The sequence below is a fragment of the Myroides sp. LoEW2-1 genome (assembly GCF_009767705.1).
Taxonomy (GTDB): Bacteria; Bacteroidota; Bacteroidia; order Flavobacteriales; family Flavobacteriaceae; genus Flavobacterium; species Flavobacterium album_A.
Genome location: NZ_WSPP01000011.1, coordinates 1 through 23413, shown reverse-complemented (window position 1 = coordinate 23413; position 23413 = coordinate 1). Strand labels below are relative to the sequence as shown.

21 protein-coding genes are annotated in these 23413 nt (G+C 35.6%); 10 read left to right on the top strand and 11 right to left on the bottom strand.

Annotation, left to right across the window (positions count from 1 at the left end; genetic code table 11):
• Positions 1-152 precede the first annotated feature (152 nt).
• Entirely contained in the window at positions 153-1940 is a 1788-nt protein-coding gene (locus tag GOQ24_RS01245; RefSeq protein WP_160338961.1) for a hypothetical protein, read from the top strand.
• Between the two features lie 179 nt (positions 1941-2119).
• Here the strand turns inward: GOQ24_RS01245 and GOQ24_RS01240 are convergent, their stop codons facing one another.
• Entirely contained in the window at positions 2120-4057 is a 1938-nt protein-coding gene (locus tag GOQ24_RS01240; protein WP_155093428.1) for a PQQ-binding-like beta-propeller repeat protein, read from the bottom strand.
• Between the two features lie 1092 nt (positions 4058-5149).
• On the opposite strand from GOQ24_RS01240, the gene GOQ24_RS01235 reads away from it, so the two are divergent.
• Positions 5150-5854 (top strand): SMI1/KNR4 family protein, encoded by a 705-nt coding sequence (locus tag GOQ24_RS01235; protein ID WP_160338960.1) that lies wholly within the window; start codon positions 5150-5152, stop codon positions 5852-5854.
• Positions 5855-6181: 327 nt separating this feature from the next.
• Here GOQ24_RS01235 and GOQ24_RS01230 read toward each other — a convergent pair whose 3' ends face one another.
• Positions 6182-6481: a hypothetical protein gene (locus tag GOQ24_RS01230; RefSeq protein ID WP_160338959.1), complete on the bottom strand. Its 300-nt coding sequence runs from the start codon at positions 6479-6481 to the stop codon at positions 6182-6184.
• A gap of 65 nt (positions 6482-6546) precedes the next feature.
• Here GOQ24_RS01230 and GOQ24_RS01225 point away from each other — a divergent pair, with 65 nt between their 5' ends.
• Positions 6547-7263 (top strand): DUF1963 domain-containing protein, encoded by a 717-nt coding sequence (locus tag GOQ24_RS01225; protein WP_160338958.1) that lies wholly within the window; start codon positions 6547-6549, stop codon positions 7261-7263.
• Positions 7264-7383: 120 nt separating this feature from the next.
• On the opposite strand, the gene arsB is transcribed toward GOQ24_RS01225, so the two are convergent.
• From arsB to GOQ24_RS01195, 6 genes are all read right to left on the bottom strand, one after another.
• Positions 7384-8412: an ACR3 family arsenite efflux transporter gene (arsB, locus tag GOQ24_RS01220; RefSeq protein WP_160338957.1), complete on the bottom strand. Its 1029-nt coding sequence runs from the start codon at positions 8410-8412 to the stop codon at positions 7384-7386.
• Between the two features lie 13 nt (positions 8413-8425).
• Complete coding sequence (locus tag GOQ24_RS01215; protein ID WP_160338956.1) at positions 8426-8887, bottom strand: DUF6428 family protein; 462 nt, start codon at positions 8885-8887, stop codon at positions 8426-8428.
• A 60-nt stretch (positions 8888-8947) separates the two neighbouring features.
• Entirely contained in the window at positions 8948-9277 is a 330-nt protein-coding gene (locus GOQ24_RS01210) for an ArsR/SmtB family transcription factor (protein WP_155093457.1), read from the bottom strand.
• Between the two features lie 175 nt (positions 9278-9452).
• A complete protein-coding gene (locus GOQ24_RS01205; protein WP_230381488.1) occupies positions 9453-9860 on the bottom strand; it encodes a hypothetical protein in 408 nt (135 codons plus the stop codon).
• 444 nt (positions 9861-10304) lie between these two features.
• The gene (locus tag GOQ24_RS01200; protein WP_160338955.1) at positions 10305-11735 is read right to left on the bottom strand and encodes an RtcB family protein; all 1431 of its coding nucleotides are present in this window, start codon (positions 11733-11735) and stop codon (positions 10305-10307) included.
• Between the two features lie 255 nt (positions 11736-11990).
• The gene (locus GOQ24_RS01195; RefSeq protein ID WP_155091058.1) at positions 11991-13085 is read right to left on the bottom strand and encodes a slipin family protein; all 1095 of its coding nucleotides are present in this window, start codon (positions 13083-13085) and stop codon (positions 11991-11993) included.
• 704 nt (positions 13086-13789) lie between these two features.
• Here GOQ24_RS01195 and GOQ24_RS01190 point away from each other — a divergent pair.
• The 6 genes from GOQ24_RS01190 (at position 13790) to GOQ24_RS01165 (ending at position 20270) form a co-directional block, all read left to right on the top strand.
• A complete protein-coding gene (locus GOQ24_RS01190; RefSeq protein ID WP_155091056.1) occupies positions 13790-14818 on the top strand; it encodes a helix-turn-helix transcriptional regulator in 1029 nt (342 codons plus the stop codon).
• A 60-nt stretch (positions 14819-14878) separates the two neighbouring features.
• Positions 14879-15400, top strand: coding sequence for a hypothetical protein (locus GOQ24_RS01185; RefSeq protein ID WP_155091054.1), 522 nt, complete (start codon positions 14879-14881; stop codon positions 15398-15400).
• A gap of 681 nt (positions 15401-16081) precedes the next feature.
• Positions 16082-16654: a hypothetical protein gene (locus GOQ24_RS01180; protein ID WP_155091053.1), complete on the top strand. Its 573-nt coding sequence runs from the start codon at positions 16082-16084 to the stop codon at positions 16652-16654.
• A 161-nt stretch (positions 16655-16815) separates the two neighbouring features.
• Positions 16816-17139 (top strand): hypothetical protein, encoded by a 324-nt coding sequence (locus GOQ24_RS01175; protein WP_155091051.1) that lies wholly within the window; start codon positions 16816-16818, stop codon positions 17137-17139.
• 103 nt (positions 17140-17242) lie between these two features.
• Positions 17243-18190 carry a hypothetical protein gene (locus tag GOQ24_RS01170; protein WP_155091050.1) on the top strand — a complete coding sequence of 316 codons (948 nt, stop codon included), beginning with the start codon at positions 17243-17245 and terminating at the stop codon, positions 18188-18190.
• Positions 18191-18257: 67 nt separating this feature from the next.
• On the top strand, positions 18258-20270 hold the full coding sequence (locus tag GOQ24_RS01165; RefSeq protein WP_155091049.1) for a TonB-dependent receptor: 2013 nt from the start codon (positions 18258-18260) through the stop codon (positions 20268-20270).
• Positions 20271-20290: 20 nt separating this feature from the next.
• On the opposite strand, the gene GOQ24_RS01160 is transcribed toward GOQ24_RS01165, so the two are convergent.
• Positions 20291-20488 carry a hypothetical protein gene (locus tag GOQ24_RS01160; RefSeq protein WP_155091048.1) on the bottom strand — a complete coding sequence of 66 codons (198 nt, stop codon included), beginning with the start codon at positions 20486-20488 and terminating at the stop codon, positions 20291-20293.
• A gap of 63 nt (positions 20489-20551) precedes the next feature.
• On the opposite strand from GOQ24_RS01160, the gene GOQ24_RS01155 reads away from it, so the two are divergent.
• Positions 20552-20980 (top strand): acyl-CoA thioesterase, encoded by a 429-nt coding sequence (locus GOQ24_RS01155; RefSeq protein ID WP_155091047.1) that lies wholly within the window; start codon positions 20552-20554, stop codon positions 20978-20980.
• Here the strand turns inward: GOQ24_RS01155 and GOQ24_RS01150 are convergent.
• Positions 20966-21667, bottom strand: a complete 702-nt coding sequence (locus GOQ24_RS01150; protein ID WP_155091046.1) for a diphthine--ammonia ligase — start codon at positions 21665-21667, stop codon at positions 20966-20968. The two genes, GOQ24_RS01155 and GOQ24_RS01150, sit on opposite strands and share 15 nt — an antisense overlap.
• Positions 21668-21755: 88 nt before the next feature.
• Complete coding sequence (locus GOQ24_RS01145; RefSeq protein ID WP_155091045.1) at positions 21756-23060, bottom strand: dihydrolipoamide acetyltransferase family protein; 1305 nt, start codon at positions 23058-23060, stop codon at positions 21756-21758.
• Positions 23061-23413 lie beyond the last annotated feature (353 nt).

Sequence of the window (23413 nt, the reverse complement as noted above, 5' to 3'; positions counted from 1 at the left end):
ATATTATTTAATTATCATACAAAAAATCATAATTTAAATCTAATTGAAAAACACAAAAGTTAACTATATATACATAAACACCTAATTTATGTTAATTATTTAATTAAATTTGTAATTCAAAATATAATTCAATAACTAATTATAAGTTCTATATGAAAAGAAAATTACTACTAATAGGTCTAGCTTTTATGTCGCTTAGCTCGATGTATGCACAGAATAGAGTGGGGTTGGGTAGCTCAACCTTGCCAAATGAATCTTCGATACTTGATATGGGAGCAACAAATCTTGGGGTATTAGTACCACGAGTATCATTAAAAGATGAAGATGATAAGACAACTATTGCAGGGACTAATTACCCTGAAAGTTTACTTGTCTATAATACAGGAGAAGGTACTTCAAACTTAAAAAAAGGTTTCTATTTCTGGTTAGATGGAAAATGGAATGCACTTGTTGCTAAAACTACCTTACAAACAGACGAAACTTTAACATCGTTAACAATCTCTGATGGTGCTGATGTTAAGCTAACATATACTGACGAAAAAAAAGTTGACCATGAATTAGCTATTTCACAAAAGCTTATAGATGACACATCGTTTACCAACCATATTAAAAGTTTAGTTACTTCTACTGCTACAGGAGTTGAACTTACTCAAGGAACAGGGATTACGATTAAAACTATCCCATCTAACACAGGAGGTACTAACGTAAATTACGAAATATCAGCTAACTCTTCAGAAATTAACTTAGACGGTGATGTAACAGGAGCTGCTGGAGATAATACAGTTGTCAAAATTAATGGAGTATCAGTTGAAAAACCAGTAGAAGCTGATGATAAACAAGCATTAGTATATGACCATGCAAGTACTACTTGGAAACCAGGTAAACCAATTGTAGAGATTACAAATATCAGTAATAAAGGTACATTATCAACAGGTACTGATGGTGTGATTAATGTAGGGGATGGTACAGATGCTTTGTTAAAAAACATCTCTTTAAGTATCAATGCTGGTACCATAACAAGTAGCATGATTGGAGCTGGACAAGTAAGTAAGGAAAATATAGCTGCTAACGCTGTAGATACTTCTAAGATATTAAGTGGAGGTAACAGTCAAGTGTTAACTACAGCAGATGATGGAACAGTAACTTGGGTTGCTCAAAATACAATTAAACCTACAGGAGCAGACTTAACGACTGATGGTATTATTACTATCGAAGGTGGTGAAGACGATGGTAAAACAGGCGCTGGTGTACTTTTAGCAGATACAAAGATTAGTATTAAAAATGAATCTATTGGAATAGAAAAGTTAGCAGAAAGTAAAGCCAAAAACATGGTATTGACTACGGGAGCTGATAAAAAACCTGTATGGGTTGCTCAAAATACAATTAAACCGACAGGAGCAAACTTAACGACTGATGGTATTATTACTATCGAAGGTGGTGAAGATGATGGTAAAACAGGAGCTGGTGTACTTTTAGCAGATACAAAGATTAGTATTAAAGATGAATCTATTGGAACAAAAAAATTAGCAGAAAGTACTGATAAAAACATGGTATTGACTACGGGAGCTGATAAAAAACCTGTGTGGGAATCTAAATATACAACAATTACAAGTACACCTGTCGAGACTAAAGAGGTAATAGATGGTAAAAAAGTCTTCACTTTGAAAATTGCAAATGGAAAAGTAACTAAAGCTTCCGATGCAATTGATTACAATACTATTATTGATCCAATACTAATAGATAATATAGATTATTTATTATCTGCTCAAATTTTTAATAAAACAAACTCACTTCTTGTAAGCAATGTAACTGATGTAGTAAATACAAAAGACACTTCAGTGCAATTCCGTTTTGGAAGTAATAATATGTACAGCACATTACCTGCAGGAACAGAATATGTTGTTATTCTTAAATATGTATCAACAGTTGCAGCAGATTAATCGTACGCAATCAGATAAAAAGTAAGTGATTTACACAAACGAAAAGAGCACTCTAATAGTGCTCTTTTTTTTTACTAACTCGCCAACTCATTATCTTAAGAGTTATCTATCGTCCTGTTTTAAACAGATCTATCAATAAAAAAGAGGCCTTTAGCCTCTTTTATTTTGATAAATTACTTTTATTTTGAATAGATTTTCAAGGTACTACCACTGGCATAATACAAGTTTTCATTAATTGGGTCTACTTCGTATAAAGGTTTATTGCTATCTAATAAAACTTTAGCAACTTCTTGCCCGTCTTTTTTTCTCACTTTTATCAACTCTGGTCCTTTCTCTCCGCGGTTTGCAACGAATGCGTATTCATCATTTTGTTTCATTGCATTGAAGCGCGAGCGTACCTTAGAAGTTAGGTTCTTATCCAATGCATCTGCAACCTCTCCATAAGCGTCTGCTTTCTTATTTGCACGTTTTTGTGCTGCATCTGTTAGCAAGGTATTAGTTTCAGAGCGAAGTTGTCCATTGGTGTCTCGGTAAGTCATTGTCACAGTTGCATTAGCAGCAGCATTATTTGCCGATTGAGATGCTCCTAAAAAAGCGCCACCAACAATACCCGCAGATTTCATTAGACGTCTTTCTGCCTCACCTGGTTCCTTATATACATTGTGATACAATTCATTTCCCTCCAAGTCTAATCCAATCACATCATTCTCACCTACGATACAAATTCCCCAATCAAATGTCTCAATGCTCTTGATTGTCTTATCATTCTTCACTTCTACTTTACCTTTCGGTTTAGGATCTTCTTTACTCGAATTATTAAACGTGTAGATTCTTTTATTATTATACACAACAAATTTGTCATCCATAACCGAATATACTAATGGTCTTTTCTTATCGAACTTCACATTCTTTTTCCATATTTTCTTGCCAGAAGTATAATCTACCATATTTCCATATGTATCTGTTAAATAGAATACACGGTCATCACCCGCTTTTCCTAAATAATACACCTCGTCTTTTTCATCATCCGCAATCTCTACGAATTTCTTCCATTTGTTTTGTCCATCTCCATCGACTAAATTCATTTCATTATCAGCAATGTATAGATAATCGTTATCCACAGGAATTACTTGTTTTATATTCTTCCCTTTAGCATCTTTCTTCCATATCTTCTGACCAGACTCATAGCTGTAGAAGTTAAACCCAGATGTATGTGCTACCAACAGCTTATCTTTGTGATCTTCTAAATAGCTAATGCGTTTAGTTACAATATCCTTCTTCCATAGTTTTTCTCCATCTCCAAGAGTCAATACGTTTAGTGCATACTTATAAGAGAAGAAGGAAGATTCATCAGTGATGATGATAGCCTTATCTCTATTTTGATTCAAGAAGAAATTTGTAATAATATAGGCAGTATTCCAGTTGACAACTCCAGACTGCTTATTAATATTGTATAGTACACCTTTTACAGTCACAAAGATTTCGTCTGAAGTAGTCAATATTTTATCTTCTGTAATAGGAGCCCCTTTTCCTATAAATGCCTTAAACAAACTCCCCAAAGACTTACTTAAACTATCTAATGTACCTAATTTATTAGTCCATAATACTTGCTTACCAGCGATATCATAGCTCAAGAAATCAATACTTTCACCTTGTGTTCCTAAGATTAATAATGTATTCTCTCCAAGTAAGTAGTACGTCTGTAGAATCCTATACTGCATTTCTGCAGAGTTAAACACAACTTCTCCTGTCGTAGAATTGATAATTAAGTCATTGTGTTCCAAACGAACGGACGCATAAGGAGAATTTGGAATTAAAACCACTTCTTCATCTTTCTGAAAAGCTCCTAAGAAATCGTTATTCTCTAACTTATTTAAAGTTGAAGCAGCTCCCTGCATTGCAGTTGTACTTGAATAATCTTTTTTGGCAAAAGACCAATCGATCTGATGTGTCTCTCCATTGATACTGGAAATATTTTCCTTGTCTTCTACAATGACATTTCCTGTGAGTGGCTCTAATAGCACTTGTTCAATGTTGTGCTTTAACTCTACATTGACTTGAGCAGTGGCTCCAATAGAACACAACACGCCAGCTAATAAATAGTACTTTACATTCATATATTTGTTATTAAAAGTTTTTCTAACTCTTCTTGCTGTATAGCATATTCTGTTTTACTATTGATAATCTCATTTCAATGTCAAAGTTTCAAGCCCTTTTCCTCTCCCCATTCATAGTGATGTATTATATTTTAAAACAACGTTTACGATCACACTCTCCTCTTCTAAGTAAAAGACTAATACACTTTCTTTAGCTCCACATCACCATTTGGCCACACCCAAATAAACATATCATCCCTAAAATAACTACAATCAAAAATAAACACAAATTAACATAATAAAATACAAATTCAATAAAAAAAATAATATATTTTATTACTATAAATTAATATTCACTCCCTTTAATTAAAACACATAACAAACTGATAAGAAATAAGATAAAACTAATACTACACAAGAAAATAGTTTAATCATACATCTGAAGGATTAATATCAATTTAACAATAAAAAAAGACAGCCCCTCTGTTTGTTTTAAAAGTGTATTGTCCACAGGGATAGCTACAATACACCTCAATATACCCAGCCCCTTAGGTGATTGACTGGGGAAAGAATACTATCATTTGTACCTATTCTATTGACGTTTTTATACCTATATAGACTCTTAACTACTTAAGAGACATCATCGCATATATATGTTTACTACCTAAAGACAAGGTATTCATTATAAACCTGAGAGAAATACAGACAAAGCTATTTTGCAGTAATTTGATATGGTAACTCAAAGACAAAGTAATAGCAGTTTTAGGTGAGTTTGGTTCAATGTTTAAAAATCTTACACCTCTCTCCTTTCATTGCGGAATACTAATTAACTACCCCACCTGATTACACACAGCAAAAGGTTTTCTTTTATGCTGCGTAAACCGACTCTTCTGATCTATCAAAAGAACAATTAACACAATCGCTCTTCAGAAAAAATAGTATTCATAAATAACTATGAGATAATCTTCGTACGATGTAAGATGCCATTACATATTATGAATTTATAATTACATTATTACCCTTTTATTATTTACCTTTCGATACTAATGTAGAGACTATTATTTGTCATATCTCAAAGGATAGTCACATGCTAAACGATAAATACTAATCGCTATGATAAGAAACAAAATAATACTGAAAGACTCATTCCCTGCGCTGAGTAAAGAGCAAATCAATACATTCGAAAAGCGCCTAATAGATAAATTTAGTTTTCCTCCTTTGCCTGAAGATTACAAAGCGTTTCTCTTGCAAAACAATGGTGGATATGTCTCTCCTGGAGTAATAGATGAAGGGCACAGCCACGATATTGTATTCGATACACCATTACAATGGGTACGTGCAGAAGGAAAACCCAAGGTGAGACCAAATATCTATTGCTTCTTCGCAGTATGGCTACCTGATGAAATGAATATCGATGAGGTAACCAATGAAGATTTGTACACTTTAGAGGCATCGAATGCCTATTCGAGAGAAGACTTTGACGTCTTACCTACCCTCATGATGTCAATTGGTATGACAAGTCATGAAGCTTCAGGAGACCTATTAGCTATCTCACTTGAAGAAGAAGAGTACGGTGCTGTATACTACTCGTACAACAATGCAACACATCCTGCAAAGTTCCACGGAGATTACTATGATAAGGCTGCACAAGTAATCATCGACACCCATAAACTAACTCCTGAAATATACAACAACTTAGAAGGAGAAGAAAAAAGAAAGATGGAGGATTTGTTCAAGAAAGCTTACTTTGTGAAAGTTGCTAACTCATTTACTGAATTTCTCAACAATTGTGAAGTAATAGAAAACCCTTATCAATAAAAATAGTTTATACAAACAATACACAAAGTGTTCTATACTAAAAACAAAAGCATAGAACGCTTTGCTTCTACCCTATGTTGTATCTTATTCAGTGATTGATTTATTTGTGTACAACTACTGCATTCTTCTACTTATAATCTATGCCTAACTGTGTACAAAAGATTCTAACAAGAAAAAGATTGACTATACTTTCCTTCTCAGACAGTATAAAATCGGAAGGTAAACAAGCAGGCTAATAACGATGGGAATTACCGATAACTGTAGGATATGTACTATTGACACTTTAAGACTATAGGTACTCCATCCAGCTTCTCTATCCCCAAAGACCTATAAGTCCTCATAGAACCAAAGTACTATAACTATGAGACTGTGAATGACTACTTGTATACCAAAAGATTGGATACGCAAAACAACTAATAGAAGTAAACTATAAAACACACTAACAATTAACGCTCCGACTAAGACATCTTGATAAAAGTTAAAAGTAATATCACCCGATGGTCTATCTCTCAAAGTATACATAGAAACAACTATCTGTACAAAGGAAATTAGAACAAACAATATCCAATGAAAGAATAGATGCGTTTTATTGATACTTATTTTACGATTATGATCATATGTAGTCATTATTTATACAGCTATTTTTATTAGGTGATTTGTATGTACATTTATACAACTTTAAAACGAATCCAATGTATGATAAAACATTTGATATTATAAAATTTTCTGCTGATAAACGTCAGTATGTCCCAGCTTCTTTAGGAAGACAAAGTTGGATGAAAGAATCTGATGTATTACACACAGAGATAGATATTCCTTTAGGACAATCTCGCTATGGTGGACCAGTAATAGACTTACCTCCTGAAGTAGATCATCCACAAGGATTATACTATGCAGGCCAAATAGATTTAACGGCATGCTCTCCACATGATAAAACAGGATTATTACCCAAAACAGGGCAACTCATCTTCTTCGCAGACATTATGACCGATACTGGTAAAGTTATCTATACTGATATTCCAAACCATCAATTGGTAAGACATATTGTAGAGCACGAAGACAATTTCTTCTATGGCGTTCTTATCAATGAAATCAGTGCTGATACAGAACCTTTCTCTGACCGATATAGAGAACCTGAGGATGAATATGAAGAAGACGATGTAGATGAGGATGGAATGTACTGGGATTATTTCGGAGGAACCTATCTCTCAAAAATATTCGGTATATTCACGCATTGCCAATTAGGTAAGGAAGAGGTAGAAGAGTTTATTCATTCTGATAAAGTAGTACTGTGGCAGATAGGAGAAAACAACTTTAATGACGATGGGGTGTTCAGTGTATTAATCTCAAAAGAGGATTTACAGAATCGTAATTTTGACAACTGCGAATTCTATTGGGCACAATCGTAGTTGAGAAACAACTCCACAGTATAAATACTTGATTATCTACAGGTAGTCAAATAAAAACTGCACTATATCTTTTAATTCAAAAGTACAGTGCAGTTTTTATTTGATAAAGTAATTCCTTATTTAATAATACTTCTTTTTCAACCATAAACTTACTCTAACCAAACCAATCAAGACTGGCACCTCCACCAAAGGCCCAATAACTCCAACAAAAGCTTGTGGTGAATTAACTCCAAACACAGCTATCGCAACAGCAATTGCTAATTCAAAATTATTGCCAGAAGCAGTAAAAGAGATTGCTGCATTCTTGTCGTACGAAATACCCATTCGCTTATTGATAAAAAAACTAATAAAGAACATCAAACCAAAATAGATAACCAAGGGTATAGCAACCTGTATAACCTGTTGAGGTAGTTCAATGATCTGTTCTGCTTTTAAGCTAAACATAACAACTATTGTGAACAATAACGCATATAAGGTAAAAGGGGAAATAAAAGGAATAAACTTCTGCTTATACCACTTCTCAGAGAATAAAGTAGGCAATAGGCGATAGCTCAAGAATCCCAATAAGAAGGGAATACCTAAATAGATTAATACGCTTTGTACAACTGTTCCCATTTCAATATTCACAGTAAACTCTCCAAGTCCAAGCGAGTTGGGAACAACGTTGATAAACAACCAAACGAATACACTGTAAAACAAAATCTGAAAGACGCTATTTAAAGCTATTAGCAATGCAGCGTATTCTCTATTGCCTTTCGCCAAGTCATTCCATACAATTACCATAGCAATACACCTTGCTAACCCGATTAAGATAACACCTACCATATACTCTGGCTGATCTCGCAGGAATACTATAGCTAAAATAAACATTAATACAGGCCCAACTAACCAATTTAGAATCAACGATAGACTCAACACTTTTTTATCTCTAAGTGCTTTTGGAAGTAGTTTGTAATCCACTTTTGCCAAGGGTGGATACATCATGATTAACAATCCAATAGCCAAGGGAATATTGGTAGTACCATAGGAGAGTTTCTCCATCGTCAAACCGATATTAGGAAATTGATTTCCCAAGAACAGTCCCAAAGCCATTGCTATAAATATCCAAACTGTTAGATACTTGTCCAAAAACTTCATCTTTGTTTTCATAACCGATATAGTTTTAACAATATTCTGACGTTGATGAACAACATGATGAGGTATTGTTCTTTTGAGGCAAATGCTCTGGCTTAATACCACATGAGTCTTCTGCCAAACACGCTGTCAGTGTATTTAAAAGAACAAAGTGACTTCCATTAAAACTTAAATAATATTTCCCAATCGTGTGCTTCCCTTGAAACTCTACTTCAATCTCTGCGTCTTCAATCTTCAGTCGATCTTCTGATAGCTTAATAATATCCAATAGCTTATTTGCTTTCAATCGGTGTTCGAAATCGTTTGCATTCCACAACTGAAAAATTACTTTCTTCTCATTTCTAATTACTCCTCCACAGTCAATAAATCTCTTTTCTACTTGTCCAACTTCTGTCACGTGAAAATGAGCTGGTACAAATGTGCCATCTTCAAACTGAAAATCTACCTTCTCTAACGTCACTAACGCTTTTTTTACTTCTGATAATTTCATATAACTTATTTTATTTACATTAAATCGTAATATTACGATACGTTACCTTAAAAAAATGCCTTAACAGCATTTATCACTCAAAATATCTTGTTTGAAAAAATCTTCAAATGAAGATGAAAACTCTTCCCACACAGTTTCATCAATACAGTAGCATACTGATTTCCCCTCTATATTTCCCTTAATTATACCACTTGCTTTCAGTTCTTTCAAATGCTGTGAAATTGTAGATTGCGCTAAGCCCAATTCGTCTACTAAATCATTGCAAATACACGCTTTCTGATTAATAATATACTGTAATATTGCCAATCGAGCAGGATGTGCTAAAACCTTAAACATGGCTGCAAGCCTATTCTTCTTCTCACTAAACAACTCACTCTTCGTAATTCCCATAATTTCATAATATATCATCGCAATATTACGATATTAAATAATAACCAGCAAACTTAAATTGCAAATATTAATATTGACTGTGACAAAAAAGTGTGCTGCCTATTCAATCACAAGCGATTGCAAAGACAGATAGGTATCTAAATAGTAAAAGCCCTTCTTAAGGGCTTTTATTTACTTATTTCTTATCAATACACTTTAGCAGTGACTGAAACATTTTACTATCGATATTGAGCTTTCTAAACTCTATACTATCAGGATTTAAAGCCCCCATAGACTGATAGATACCATCTCGCTGTGGTTGTATAACAAACCAAGCTATAGCACTTTCTACCATATGAGGATGCTTCGGATCGTCTGACAAATTATCTCGAACATATGCCTTAATGATTATACTGTCGTCAGATATATCCTCTATTCGCACAAAATAGTTGCTATCAGTATATTCGAAATTACTGTGCTTAATAACTTTAGATAAAATATAATTACAATCGTTAGGAGCTATTTTAGATTTATTACTTGCAAAAACGTTAATGCAACTAAAAAGAAAAAACACACTAATACTATTAATTATTGCCTTTTTCATATTCAAGAACTTATTACTTTACTTTCAGCTTAGTAAATGTACTTATTTCTATTGAAAAAAGACAATTATTATCGACTAACTTTACTCTTTCAGCAAATTGTAGATCATTATTCTCTAAACTGCCTATACTCTACCTAAAAAACGCATAATAAAACTATCAGCCTAACAATTAAAACCAAATGTAGCATACATCTATATCTTTCCTTTATAACAACAAGCAATTTTGCCCAAAGAAGCTGTAAACTTCTTTTGCCTTGTCCTCCATACTACTCAGATTCTTCAACTAAATACCCTACGCTTTCAATTGTTTGACTTACCCTATTTCAAGAGTTGTATATGTTTTGACTTCTCCAATTTTATATAGTGATACTGTCACAATAGTCCTTTTTATACGTATAAATCAACAAGCCACATGATTACTCCTGTAGCTTGTAACCTTACTTCTTAATCTTCTCTACTTCCATCATCTGCCATACGCACTATCTTAGGCGTAAACATCGCGACGACGTCAACTAACTCTCCCTGTGCAGCCATCACTTGGTGGATATCTTTATACGCCATAGGCGCTTCATCTTTACCCGCTCCGATTAGCTGCACGCCACAGTCTGCTAATACTGCCTTAATATCTTCTGCTTTCAGGTTCTTGATTGCTTGTGTTCTACTCATCTGACGTCCTGCTCCATGCGAAGCAGAGTTTAGAGCGTCCTCTTCTCCTTTACCTCTCACTAAGAATCCTGGTGCGGTCATAGAGCCTGGGATAATTCCCATCACTCCTTTACTCGCAGGAGTAGCTCCTTTACGGTGTACAATAACCTCTCTACCTTGGTACATCTCTTTCCATGCAAAGTTGTGGTGATTCTCTATCTTAGCTAACACCTCAGCACCTATCGCTTTAGTCAACTTATCGTGAATTACCTCGTGACATGCTGAGGCGTAATCTCCTGCCAAGTTCATCATCGCCCAATACTCTTGTCCTGCTTCTGAATTTAAGTTAAGGTAAGCCAAGTTCTTTGCTTCATAAGGCAACTTACAGATATCCTTAGCGATCTGCGTATATCTACCTGCTATAGTCGCTCCCATTCCTCGTGAACCAGAATGTGTTAGTAACGCTAAATAAGTTCCCTTATCAATATTCAACACCTCATCACGCTCCAAAAACTCCATCAATCCCCATTCTACAAAGTGGTTACCTCCACCCGATGAACCCAATTGTTCCCATGCTTTATCTTGCAAGTTCTTAATAAAAGGGTTGAGGTTAAACTCTCCTCTATCTAAGATATCGTGTTGTGCTTTATACTGCCCTTGGAATCCATGACCAGCACCAAACTTAGTATGCTTAACCAATTGTTCTTTTAGCAAACCTTCCATTCCGTAGAACTCCACTCCCTTAATATCAAAGATTGACAAGGCCATTCTACACCCAATATCAACACCTACCCCGTAAGGAATGACAGCATTCTCTGTCGCTAATACTCCTCCGATAGGCAATCCATAGCCTTGATGCGCATCAGGCATCAAAGCACCCGCTACTGCTACAGGAAGCTTCGCTGCTGTCTGCATCTGCTTGATAGCTCCTTCTTCTATATGTTCGCTACCATAGATGCTATACCCTACGCCATGTTCTCTTAGTGGAATAACATCCGCCTCTTCACGTTGTCCTACGCCTTCTACAATAGCTTTGGCCAACTTACCAAAAACTTGGTGGTTTATATAATCTTCCGCCTTATCTAATACCATTTTATAATGGGCTAACATCTCTACTTTAGTTAGACCTGTTCTCTTCTTGTTTGCTTTCAGAGCAATACCCAACAATTCTGTTTGTGGGTATCCTAAAGCCATTAAATCATTTCCATTAATTGGTGTATTATCTTTCATTTTTTATCAATTTAAAATTAGTGGGGAATAGAGAACGGAAAACCGTAAACCGAAAACAGAAAACCGAAAACAGGGAACTGGAGGACCGAGCGTTAAGAAAGTGCCCAGTGGGCAGTTTTAGCGAAGGGGCCAGGAGGCGCGGTGGCTTTTTGGGGAACGGAAAACCGTAAACAGAAAACGGAAAACAGGGAACTGTAAACCGGAAACCGGAAACTGTAAACCGGAAACCGGAAACTGTCCACCGTCCACCATAAACTACCTCGAAAACACCTCTTTCAATTGTTTCAATACATTACCTCCACCAGACAAGCTGATCTCACCTACCTTATCAGCGATCTTCTCAATGTATTCCATCTCTTTTAATCGCATTAGCATTTCGTTTTCTTCCATCAACTTAGCAGTGTTTAACAAGCTACGTGTAGCAGCTGTTTCCTCTCTACGTGTGATCATATTGGCTTGCGCTTTTTTCTCCGCGATCAACACCTGATTCATGATCTCTCTGATATCTCCTGGCAAGATGATATCCTTGATACCACACATTTTTACCTCAATACCTAAAGTAGCAATCTCATCTTTTATTCCTGATAAGATCTCCGTAGACAAGTTTTCCTTGTTTTCCATCAACTCGTCAAAAGACATTCTACCTACTTTCTCTCTCAACACTAACTGAACTACATTGTACATCTGTTTCTCTACCTCTTTGTTATCCACATAAGCTTTCAATAAGTCTTGTACTTGGTACACCAAGTTAAAGTTGATACGCAACTGCACTTTATCTTTTGTCAAGATCTCCTGTCCATTCATATCCATCACTTGCTGACGTATATCAACTAAAGTGATTTGTACCTTGATATCGTTTTTCCAATATCTGTACTCACCTGCATTCAAGATTTCTTGAAACTGTCCATCTACGAATAACAATCCTTTCTCATTCACCCCAACTGTGTACATACGCACATAGCTTGGCATATTAGACTTACCAGTGATATTTCTTGCTATTGACTTATCTACTGCTAACCCTTCTGTATTATATCGCTCAAAAGAGTATTCCTTCGCAGCCTTCCAATAGATATGTCTTCCAGCTCCTAATACATTATTAAACACCTTGTTTCTATAAACCAACACTACCTCATTGTCCATCACATCGATTACTTCAAGCATCGCATTTAACTCTGCATTTTGCAACAAGGCATCCATATCTCTACGCATACCGAATGCCTCAGCCATATTGTATTCTAATACTTCTCTCTCTCCCCACAACCAATACTGACCTGCAGTATATACTTTTTGCAACTCTCCTTGTTTAAACACTAAGGCAACGTGATTTGTTTTTACTTGTAACTTTTTCATGATTCTATATTTTTAATGTTTTATGTCTTTATCATAAAGAACAGTCTAAATAGGTCTCCCTTACCTCAGGCGGAAAAAGAAGTACACTTAGAAATAGAATAGCTTGTGTATAGCCCAGAACAACTCACTGAGCAAGTCATTCACTCTATATCATCCCCTATTCCTCTTTCAGAGTATAGCTTGTTTTTACAGGCTTTGATAAGTTGTCTTTTATTCTCTTAGTCTAAGACTGCAAGAAAAAAGACAGAAACACTATTTGACTGAACCTTTTTATAGGAGAGGATTTTTAATGAAGTTCCTCTGCTTCTCCAAAATTGCGTGACAGGCAATTGTTCTGATCTACCAACTGATCTATATTACCCTGAGGTAACAGTAGGATTCGAACCTACGACTTGAACATTGTTTACTAATCCCATATTAGTCGTCCTTCTGATCACAAACAGGATAAGGTAAACTACTGTCCCTTACTTCTGCGCTATACCGAAACGCTTCCAAGGTTTGTATCTTTCGAACAGTACAAAGATGCACACCTATCTACGCAATCAAATTGCGTAGATATAAATAATTACAAAATACTTTATTAAACACTATATATCAATCAATTATAAATAAAAATATTTTACAAAAAACACTACTACGCAACTACACTGCGTACATAAAGAGAAGAATATGTATATTTGAAGTGAATAAAACGCTAAAAAGTAATGGCAACGAATAAATTAGCCCTTCTGCGCTACCGAATTATTGATGAATGTCTACAGAACAGATTCAGAAAATGGACGTTGAACGACCTCATTGAGAAAGTATCTGATGCCCTATACGAATACGAAGGCATAGACACAGGTATCAGTAAGCGTACCATACAACTTGACATACAAGCCATGCGCAGTGAAGGTTTAGGCTACAATGCCCCCATCATCGTAGTTGACAGAAAATACTATACTTACGAAGATCCGAATTACAGTATCAAAAACTCTCCTATCAACGATGCTGATACCGAAAAGCTCAAAGAGGTAGTCGCTATACTCAAACACCTCAACGGATTCAGTCAAGTAGATGAGATGAGTGAAGTCATTGCGAAGTTGGATAACAGCCTACTTACCCGTAGTACGAAAGCGCCTAACTATATACAAATGGAAGGCAACCCTCTATTAAAGGGAATCAAGTTTATCAGCCCCCTCTACGAGGCGATTAAGAACAAACAAACCCTATTGATCGAATACAAATCCTTCAAGTCAAAAGAAGCTACAAAGAATATATACTATCCTTATTTATTAAAAGAGTACCGCAACCGGTGGTTTGTCGTTGTACGCAGTAGTACAAATAAGCATTTGTTAACCTTAGCACTTGACCGTATCCTCAATGTGTATGCCTTAGCAAATGAACCGTATAAAGAATATGAAGGGGTGGACTTCGATAGATATTACGAAGATACGCTTGGGGTAACCAAGACAGAAAGTGATAGAGCTCAGAAAGTCATCCTATGGGTAAACGCTTATAATACACCTTATGTCAAAACCAAACCGATTCATCCATCGCAACAAGTCATCGAAGAAAATCAGGAAGGGATGAAGATACGCTTAGATGTCGTGCTTAATTTCGAACTGGAAAGAGAAATACTCGGATTTGGGGAAAGTGTAAAAGTACTTACTCCCAAATTGCTTCAAAAGAAAATTATGAAACGAGTAATGAAGATGAATGATCTGTATTTTAGAGAAGAAGAAACAGACTAAGCGTAAAAAAAACGCTTACCTTTACCTTCTTTAATTACAAAGAATACAATCAATCCGTATATGGACAAACAACAAATAGAAGAAATATTCAATATGACTTTTGCAGGGTTATCCCTTTTCTATCGCGACTGTGAGCTAAGTCAAAACCTCATCAATAAGTATCAAATTGGTCAGATTATACAAGAACGCGGTTTCACAGACGCAACTTATAAAGGAGGGGGACTTGCGACTAATATGCGTTACCTCATCGCTTCTGCACATGCCAAAGATGTAGCAGCACTGGTACCTCAGATGGAAGAATACGGATTGGTAATGATACAATCAGGTGCTTACTATAAGGTATTGGACACTTATCAAGTAGGAGGTCAAACACAGGTTACCTTATTGCATATTGCAGAAGAAACAGTGGATTTCTTTAAAGAAAACTCATCGAATATAGAAGATCAAATTGCATCAAAAGCAAGAGAAGGATTCCTGACAAAACTAAAAATGGATGTCATATCTTGCCTTCAGAATCCAGAGTGGATAGAGCGCACTGCTGCTCCATTAGGGATGAGTGATAGCGGGGAATTGAATCTATAACAGACCTTACCTTACAATATAGTTAGCCAAGATAACAGCTTGTTATCTTGGCTTTTTTTATACCTCAGGATTTCCTCTCTTTATGACTATCTGCCACTTGATGCCCATATGATAGACTATTGATAGGTAAGTGGTCGGCTTATTTTAGGTACTTTTAAGCCGATCACATGCCGACCACAAGCCGACCACCCTCTCCAAAATAGAACTAAAAAGACATTTGATAGGATGCTCAACTGCCGTTTTTAATCCTATAAAAGCACTTTTAGCTTTTTAGTATCTCCCTGAACTTCCTAAATCACTCTACTTAAGACACAATGCCATGTTTGCCACTTCTTACTTTTCTAAGAACCTTTACGCTAACAGCGAAAAATTAGTTCACGCCGACCTTTATCTCTATGTAATTCTCATAGCGAAAAACACAAGATCCCCCATTATTTCCTTCTCCATACATATACATTAGAAACGTAAAATTGCCAGTAGTCTGTTGCTTGATTGCATAGACTATCCCACTTTGAGGATTATCCCTTCACTCTGTTAACGCCATTGAGTGTAAAGCTAATCCTCCTACCAAAAGGATAAACAGACTTAAACACATAGTCACCAACAACCAAAAGAAACTAATAATCAGCCCTTTATAAGGGAAATAATTATTTTTATTCTGCCACAAAAGAGCATACTACTATGAGGGGAAAAATCGCATTTACCCTTGTTATACTTGCTGCATTGGTAGGGATATTTATCCTGCGTAAACCCTCACCTACAAGAATTGACTTAATTCCTATTGGTACCCCAAACAATCGAGATTTTGAAGATTTCAAAGAAGAGCTCTTTCAGCAAATAATAATAAATACTGATACAATTCATACGTATATTGATTATGAAAGATTTATTATTAACAAGGCTGTTTTCGTTTATAAACTTCCTTTGGCAAACGAACAAAACTTAAAAGCAATCAAAAAAGATTATTATCATCCTACTGGAATGACTAAAGAGCATATTGATTATTTTATAAACAATACTGATGAAGAGCAATTAAAAAAAATAGGCTTAGGCAAACCCACTTCTGAAAATGTTGATAAAATTATCACTAATCTGAAATTAATACTCGTAACAGTACAAGCTCAAAATGACTTTTCTAAAGAATACGATATCAATTACATTTATGATATTACTGGTATCGATATGGGAGAGATACATCTATCAGTAACTACTGATGTTAATGGAGGAAATATAGAGGTAGGTTGGGAAACTTAAAATGTAAGGATTCCAATTTAGACATCACACAGAGTTGATTATCTAAATAGTTTTATTGATTATTGACACAAAAGTGATTTAAGTCATAGAATTAATACTTCTATCCTGTGTATATTTGCAACATGAAACGATGTATATTAATCATAGTAGTTTTATTCTTCATGAAGCCAATATTTCCTGTATTGGACTTTGTGATAAACTATGATGTTATACAAGAGCTTTGTATTAATAAAGACAGACCCGAACTTTCTTGTAATGGATCATGTCACCTGAAAAGTGAATTAGCCAAAACAGCTCAAGAGGACAATCCTTTAGCTGGAAAAACTGCATTGAAGCTTCACTTTGAGGTTTTATACTTTCAAATCATACAATGGGATTTACCCTTTGTTCAACAATCAAAGATTGATACCAAAGTTGTCGATAGTTACAATAGTCTATATGCCTATTTGACTTCTGCTGACTCTATAAAACCACCCCTCGCTTAATTTTTTATTTTATCCAATTTAGTTTTCTACTGGGTAAAGCCTTTTGCTTTACGTGGTAAGTGGCTATATAAATTCTATTTTATAAAATTAAAAATTAAGCAAAATGAAAAAATTCATATACTTCGCATTAACTGTGTTCGCTCTTGGTTTAACTACTTCTTGTACTTCTGATGACAACAGTATAAGTAATGACGACACAACAAATCCTACTAAAACAGATCTAACAATAAAGGTATTAGAACAAAAAAATGACCACTATAACATTGCTATTTATAGTAATGTCAATGAGTTCTATGCTCCTTCTACAACACCTATTATTGTAGAAATCACAGATGCTACTGATGCAAACAACAAAGTATTCACTGATGTATCGATGAATATTATGATGCACATGACTATGCCTAATGGTCATAAAAAGTCTCACTCTGCACCTATCTCTCAATTAAAACCTATTGCGGGATCAAGTAATAAATTTGAAGGAGAGATTATGTTCTCAATGGCAGGAATGGATATAGAGAAAAACTTCTGGGAAATTGAAATCAAAGCTAAAAATAAAGATAAGAACATAGAAACTAAGTTGCCAACAACTGTTCGCAACGGACAATTCTTCGATAGAAATGATATAAATTCAATCAAGGGAAGTGATAGAAAAACGCTGGAAACATTCAATATAGATAGTGAAAAACACTTTGCTGCTTTACATCACGTAAGCAAATTCATTGTTGGTAAAAACAATATTGCAGTATCGATCTACAAAAGAGAAGATAACGGCATGAGATTTCCGGAAGTTGGAGAATTACAAGTGTCAATTGACCCGAGAATGCCTGATATGGCAAATCACGGTGTACTTGATGGCGTGATCAAACTAAATTACAATTCAACGACTAAACAATATGAAGGGAAATTACCATTGAGTATGACGGGGTATTGGTTCTTGAACTTAGTGATCAAAGATCAAGCTGGTAATATATTAGCTGGACAACCTGTTGGATTGGATGCTGATGGTAAAGAGACGGTAAATGGAGACAAGTTCTTTGATCTTGTATTCTAATTGACCATGCTCAAACTACAGTAGAACCTATCGCTTAGCATAACCACTTCTTATTAGATCAGTTGACATGATATCAAAAAACCACTTAATAGCAAGTTTACTTCTTACGCTGCCATCATTACTTTCAGCGCAGAACACAGTAGAGCAAGACACCTTGAGTGCCAAAGCTCTTGAAGAGGTAATCGTTACTCACAAATCTCAGAGTAAAAACCTTACAGAGAAAAAGCCATTAGCATCTGTAGATGACTATTTGGCTAAACAAGAAAATATAACACTTGTTCGCAGAGGAGCTTATGCCTGGGAACCGATGATCAATAATATGTCCATTGAACGAACAAGGCAGACAATTGACGGAATGCAGATTTTTCATGCCTGTACGGATAAAATGGACCCTATCACCTCTTATGTAGAAGTAAACAACCTCGATGGAATGGACATTACTTCTGGCTCACAGGGCTCCATGTTTGGAGCTACATTAGGAGGAAGTATAGACTTGCGTACGCGAAAGCTATCGTTTACAGAGGAGGATAAACTTACAGCTCAAGTTCAAACAGGTTTTGAGTCTATCAATAAACAGAAAATTGTCGGTGGTAACTTTGATTATACAGCTAAGAAATTCTATGTAAGTGGTTCAATCATGTACAGAGATGCAGACAACTACAAAGCTGGTGGTAACAAGGAGATATTGTATTCACAATTCAGAAAATTAAACGCATCTGGAATCATCGGTTATGCTATTAATAACTCCCATAGCTTAGAAGCTGCAATTATCTACGATAAAGCAACTGATGTAGGGTATCCTGCTTTGCCTATGGATGTTGGCTTAGCAGAGGCGATTATTACTTCTGTGAAACACACTTATAAGCCAACAGGGTCTTGGGTTGACAAATGGGAGACGAAATTGTATTACAATACCATCACACATCGTATGGATGATACAAATCGACCAAATGTACAAATGCGTATGGATATGCCAGGATCGACAGATACTTATGGAGCCTATACAACTTTGTCAACTACCTTAAAAGATAGTCATCATATCAGTGTAAATGCCAATACTTATTACAACAAGTCCTTGGCAGAAATGACGATGATTCCCAATAATCCAGGTTCAGCAAATATGTTTGCTTATACTTGGCCTAACATCAAGACTAATTACGGAGGATTAACGATCAAAGACCACTGGCAGATAGATGACAAAAATAGCGTATTGCTATCTGGTACTTTAGGAATCAACTTTAATCACGTAAGTGAAAAGGGTATTAACCAACTGAGTATCTTTTTAAATGACGATACTTTCAAACAAAATAAAACTCGAACAGTAGGAAATATAGCTGCCAATTACGAATACTTTTACGATAGTTGGTTATTCGGCATAGGAACAGGTTATGGCAATAGAGCCCCTTCGGTATCTGAGGGATATGGATACTATCTGTTCAATAGTGGAGATCGCTATGACTATATTGGTAACCCTAATCTAAAAAATGAATCTTCCTATGAAGGTAATTTCTTTGTTAAATATGCCTCACCTGCCTTTTCTACTAAATTGTCAGGTTCTGTATTCTACTTAGATAATTACATTATTGGTGTTATTGATCCGATCTATAATGCAATGACTATTGGTGGCTTAGGTTTGAAGAAATACGCCAATATAGATCATGCTATACAGGGAACATTAGCTTGGAACTTTACTTACAACCTTGATGCGAATTGGAAAGTGTCAGGAGGCCTTACTTATAGCTTTGGAGAAGATAGCGATAAAAACACATTGCCTTTTATTGCACCTTTGGCTTATAGTACAACAATTGACTACAAGTACAGTGTATTTAAAACACAGTTAAGTTTAAAGGGAAATGCAGTTAAAAATAATGCTGCAAAAGCTTATGGTGAAGTGCGCACACCTTCCTATGCTATTTTAGATTGGAATGCAAACTACGACTTTTTAATAAAGGAACAATCCTTGAATATCGGTGTGGGTATAGAAAACATATTTGACACCCATTACTCAACCTATGCAGATTGGAACAAAATACCAAATCCTGGGAGAAACTTCTTTGTTAATCTAACTTATAAATTATAATTAAAATTTTTCACTTGTCCCTAAAAAGGCTGAAGACTGCGGTTTTCAGTCTTTTTTTTCCTATATACATAATGTTCATAACTGATAATCCAATCCTCAATATTCTGTAAAACACAGCGCATGGCTACATGCTGGATATACTCAGTATAATTAAGTACAAAAGCAATACTTCGCAAAATAATTACTTTAAACATTGGCTTTTTAGTATTTTTACGCATAGCGTTAGCTTTGTTTAATCCCGCTATCAATGAAAGGTAGCATTTAAAAATAATCCCTATACTATGTCTCGAATTAAAATTACTATGCCTACTGACTATACATACAAAGTATCAATACCTGTGCGAATCACAGATTTAAACTATGGCAATCACTTAGGCAACGACAAACTGCTCTCTATCTTGCACGAAGCGAGAGTGATGTTTTTGAATCACTTCGGATATACAGAAATGGATTGTGCCGGCGTAGGGTTAATTATGGCTGATGTCGCTATTGAATATAAAAATGAAGCCTTCTACGGAGATGTATTATCCATCCAACTGGTTGCTGGTGATTTTAGCAGAGTGGGCTTTGACTTATACTATCTCGTACAGACAGAAACTAAAGTTATTGCTAAAGCCAAGACAGGCATGGTTACTTTCAATTACCAAAGTAAATCGGTAGTGGCTGTTCCCGAAATTCTCCTTTCGCAATTTGTCTCACAGAATATCTAAGAACCAAAAGCCATAGTGTAGGATTTCCTTTTGATGACATTGCTTTGGAGCATCGTATGTCTTATACACCCTTTCTCCAATCTCAAAAGGAACAGGTTTCTGAAACATCGGCCCATCATATACAAAGGTGTGAAACTCTCCGTTCTCTCCACATGGATCAACTCCTTTTGGCAAATCAGCTATAAATTGTTTGTCAATCGTACGTCCAACGAAACTCTTGTCGAGATATTGCTCATTCACACAGACTACGATTGTCTTCAGTCCACTATCAACCATTTCGTGAATCAATGCTGTTGTATCTCGATTCCACAGCGGAAACACCCCATTTATACTTAATCGAGCAAGCTGTTGCTCCCGAAAGGTTTTCAGATCTTCTAAAAGAATATCGCCATATACACTATCGTAAATCCCCTGTTCACTATATTTTTGCAACTGTTGCGTTACGATATCTTCATACTCCTGCAAAGTTAATTTCTCGTGTAGATATACGACATCAATAGGCAAACCGAGACACTCTGCTTGACGACGTAAAACACTTTCTCGTATTCCGTGCATTGAAACACGTCCAAAGTGCTCATTAACCGTTGTCATGAGTCGGGTAACTTGCAACTCTTTACTCTGTTGCAATTGATATAAAGCGAAGGCTGCATCCTTTCCACTACTCCAATTTAAAAAAGCTTCTTTCATACTGTATGATAACCTTTAGACAAAACAAGATATAAAAAAACGGTTTCACAAAGGTGAAACCGTTTAAATAAAATATTTTAAATGAGTATTATATCTCTCTATTTGGATCAAAAGCTTCTAAGATCTGAGCAACTCTTTGTACGAATTGTCCTCCTAATGCTCCATCTACCACTCTGTGGTCATAACTGTGAGATAAGAACATCTTCTGACGGATACCGATGAAATCTCCCTCTGGAGTTTCGATAACCGCTGGTACTTTACGGATAGCTCCTAAAGCAAGGATACCTACTTCAGGTTGATTGATAATCGGTGTACCGAATACACTACCGAAAGTTCCTACGTTAGTTACTGTATATGTACTTCCTTGTGTATCGTCTGGTTTTAATTTACCAGCTTTAGCACGATTACCTAAGTCATTAACTGCTTTAGCCATGCCAACTAAGTTTAATTGATCAGCGTTTTTAATTACTGGCACAATTAAGTTTCCGTTAGGTAATGCAGCAGCCATACCCAAGTTAATATTCTTTTTCTTAATGATATAGTCACCTTCTACAGAGATATTCATTCCAGGGAAGTCTTTTAAAGCCTTAGCAACAGCCTCCATAAAGATAGGTGTAAACGTAAGTTTCTCTCCTTCTCTCTTCTCGAATGAATTTTTAACTTTATTTCTCCAGTTTACGATATTGGTAACGTCTACTTCGATAAATGATTGCACGTGAGCAGAAGTCTGAACAGATTTCACCATATATCCTGAGATAAGTTTACGCATGCGATCCATTTCTACAATCTCATCCGCACCATTTACAGATACAGGCGCCGCTTTAGTTGCAGTTGGAGCAACAGGAGTTGCTTTTGGAGCTTCTACTTTTGCCGCTACAGGTTGAGGTTGGTTACCTCTGTTCTTAACGTAAGCTAATATATCAGTTTTAGTAACTCTTCCATCTTTTCCTGTTCCAGTGATTGATTCTAATTCAGCTAATGATATACCTTCTTCTTTAGCAATATTTTTTACTAAAGGAGAAAAGAATTTATCAGAATCTGCAAAATCAACAGGAGTCGCAACAGCTTCTTTTGCTGCAGCTACTGTTTCTGCTACAGCTTTAAATTCAGATGAAGTACTAACAGCAGATGGAGCTGGTGCAGCTGCATCACCCTCTGTTTCTATAATTGCGATTGTTTGCCCTACTTGAACAACATCGTCTACTTGGAATAATATCTCAACCAAAGTCCCTTCCACTTCTGATGGAACTTCACTATCAACTTTATCAGTTGCAATCTCTAATACTGTTTCATCAGCTTCAATGCGGTCCCCTACATTCTTCAGCCAGTTTGTAATGGTTGCTTCAGCAACACTCTCACCCATTTTGGGTAATTTCAATTCGAACTTTGCCATATTTATAACCTAAGGTTGTGATTTTTGATTCAAATTACAAATTTAATAATATTTCGGACTTATAATAGCAGAAATAAAAATTATGAATCTTATAAAATCTACATCTTCAAAACATTATTTCTCTCAGAAGTTCTAATTAAAAAATCATAATATAATCGTTTTATTAAATAATTTAATCCAAATAATATATTTAGCAGTTCTTTACAAACTGACAAAATACTGCATCAAAACACTAATTACTCGAATTATTCAAATAAACCACTATGGACTGAAAGTCCATAGTTTGTTAAAGCAGACTAAAGTCTGCCTGGGTGGAGCTACTTACTCAAGTATAAAGTTACCTCCGTTATCAT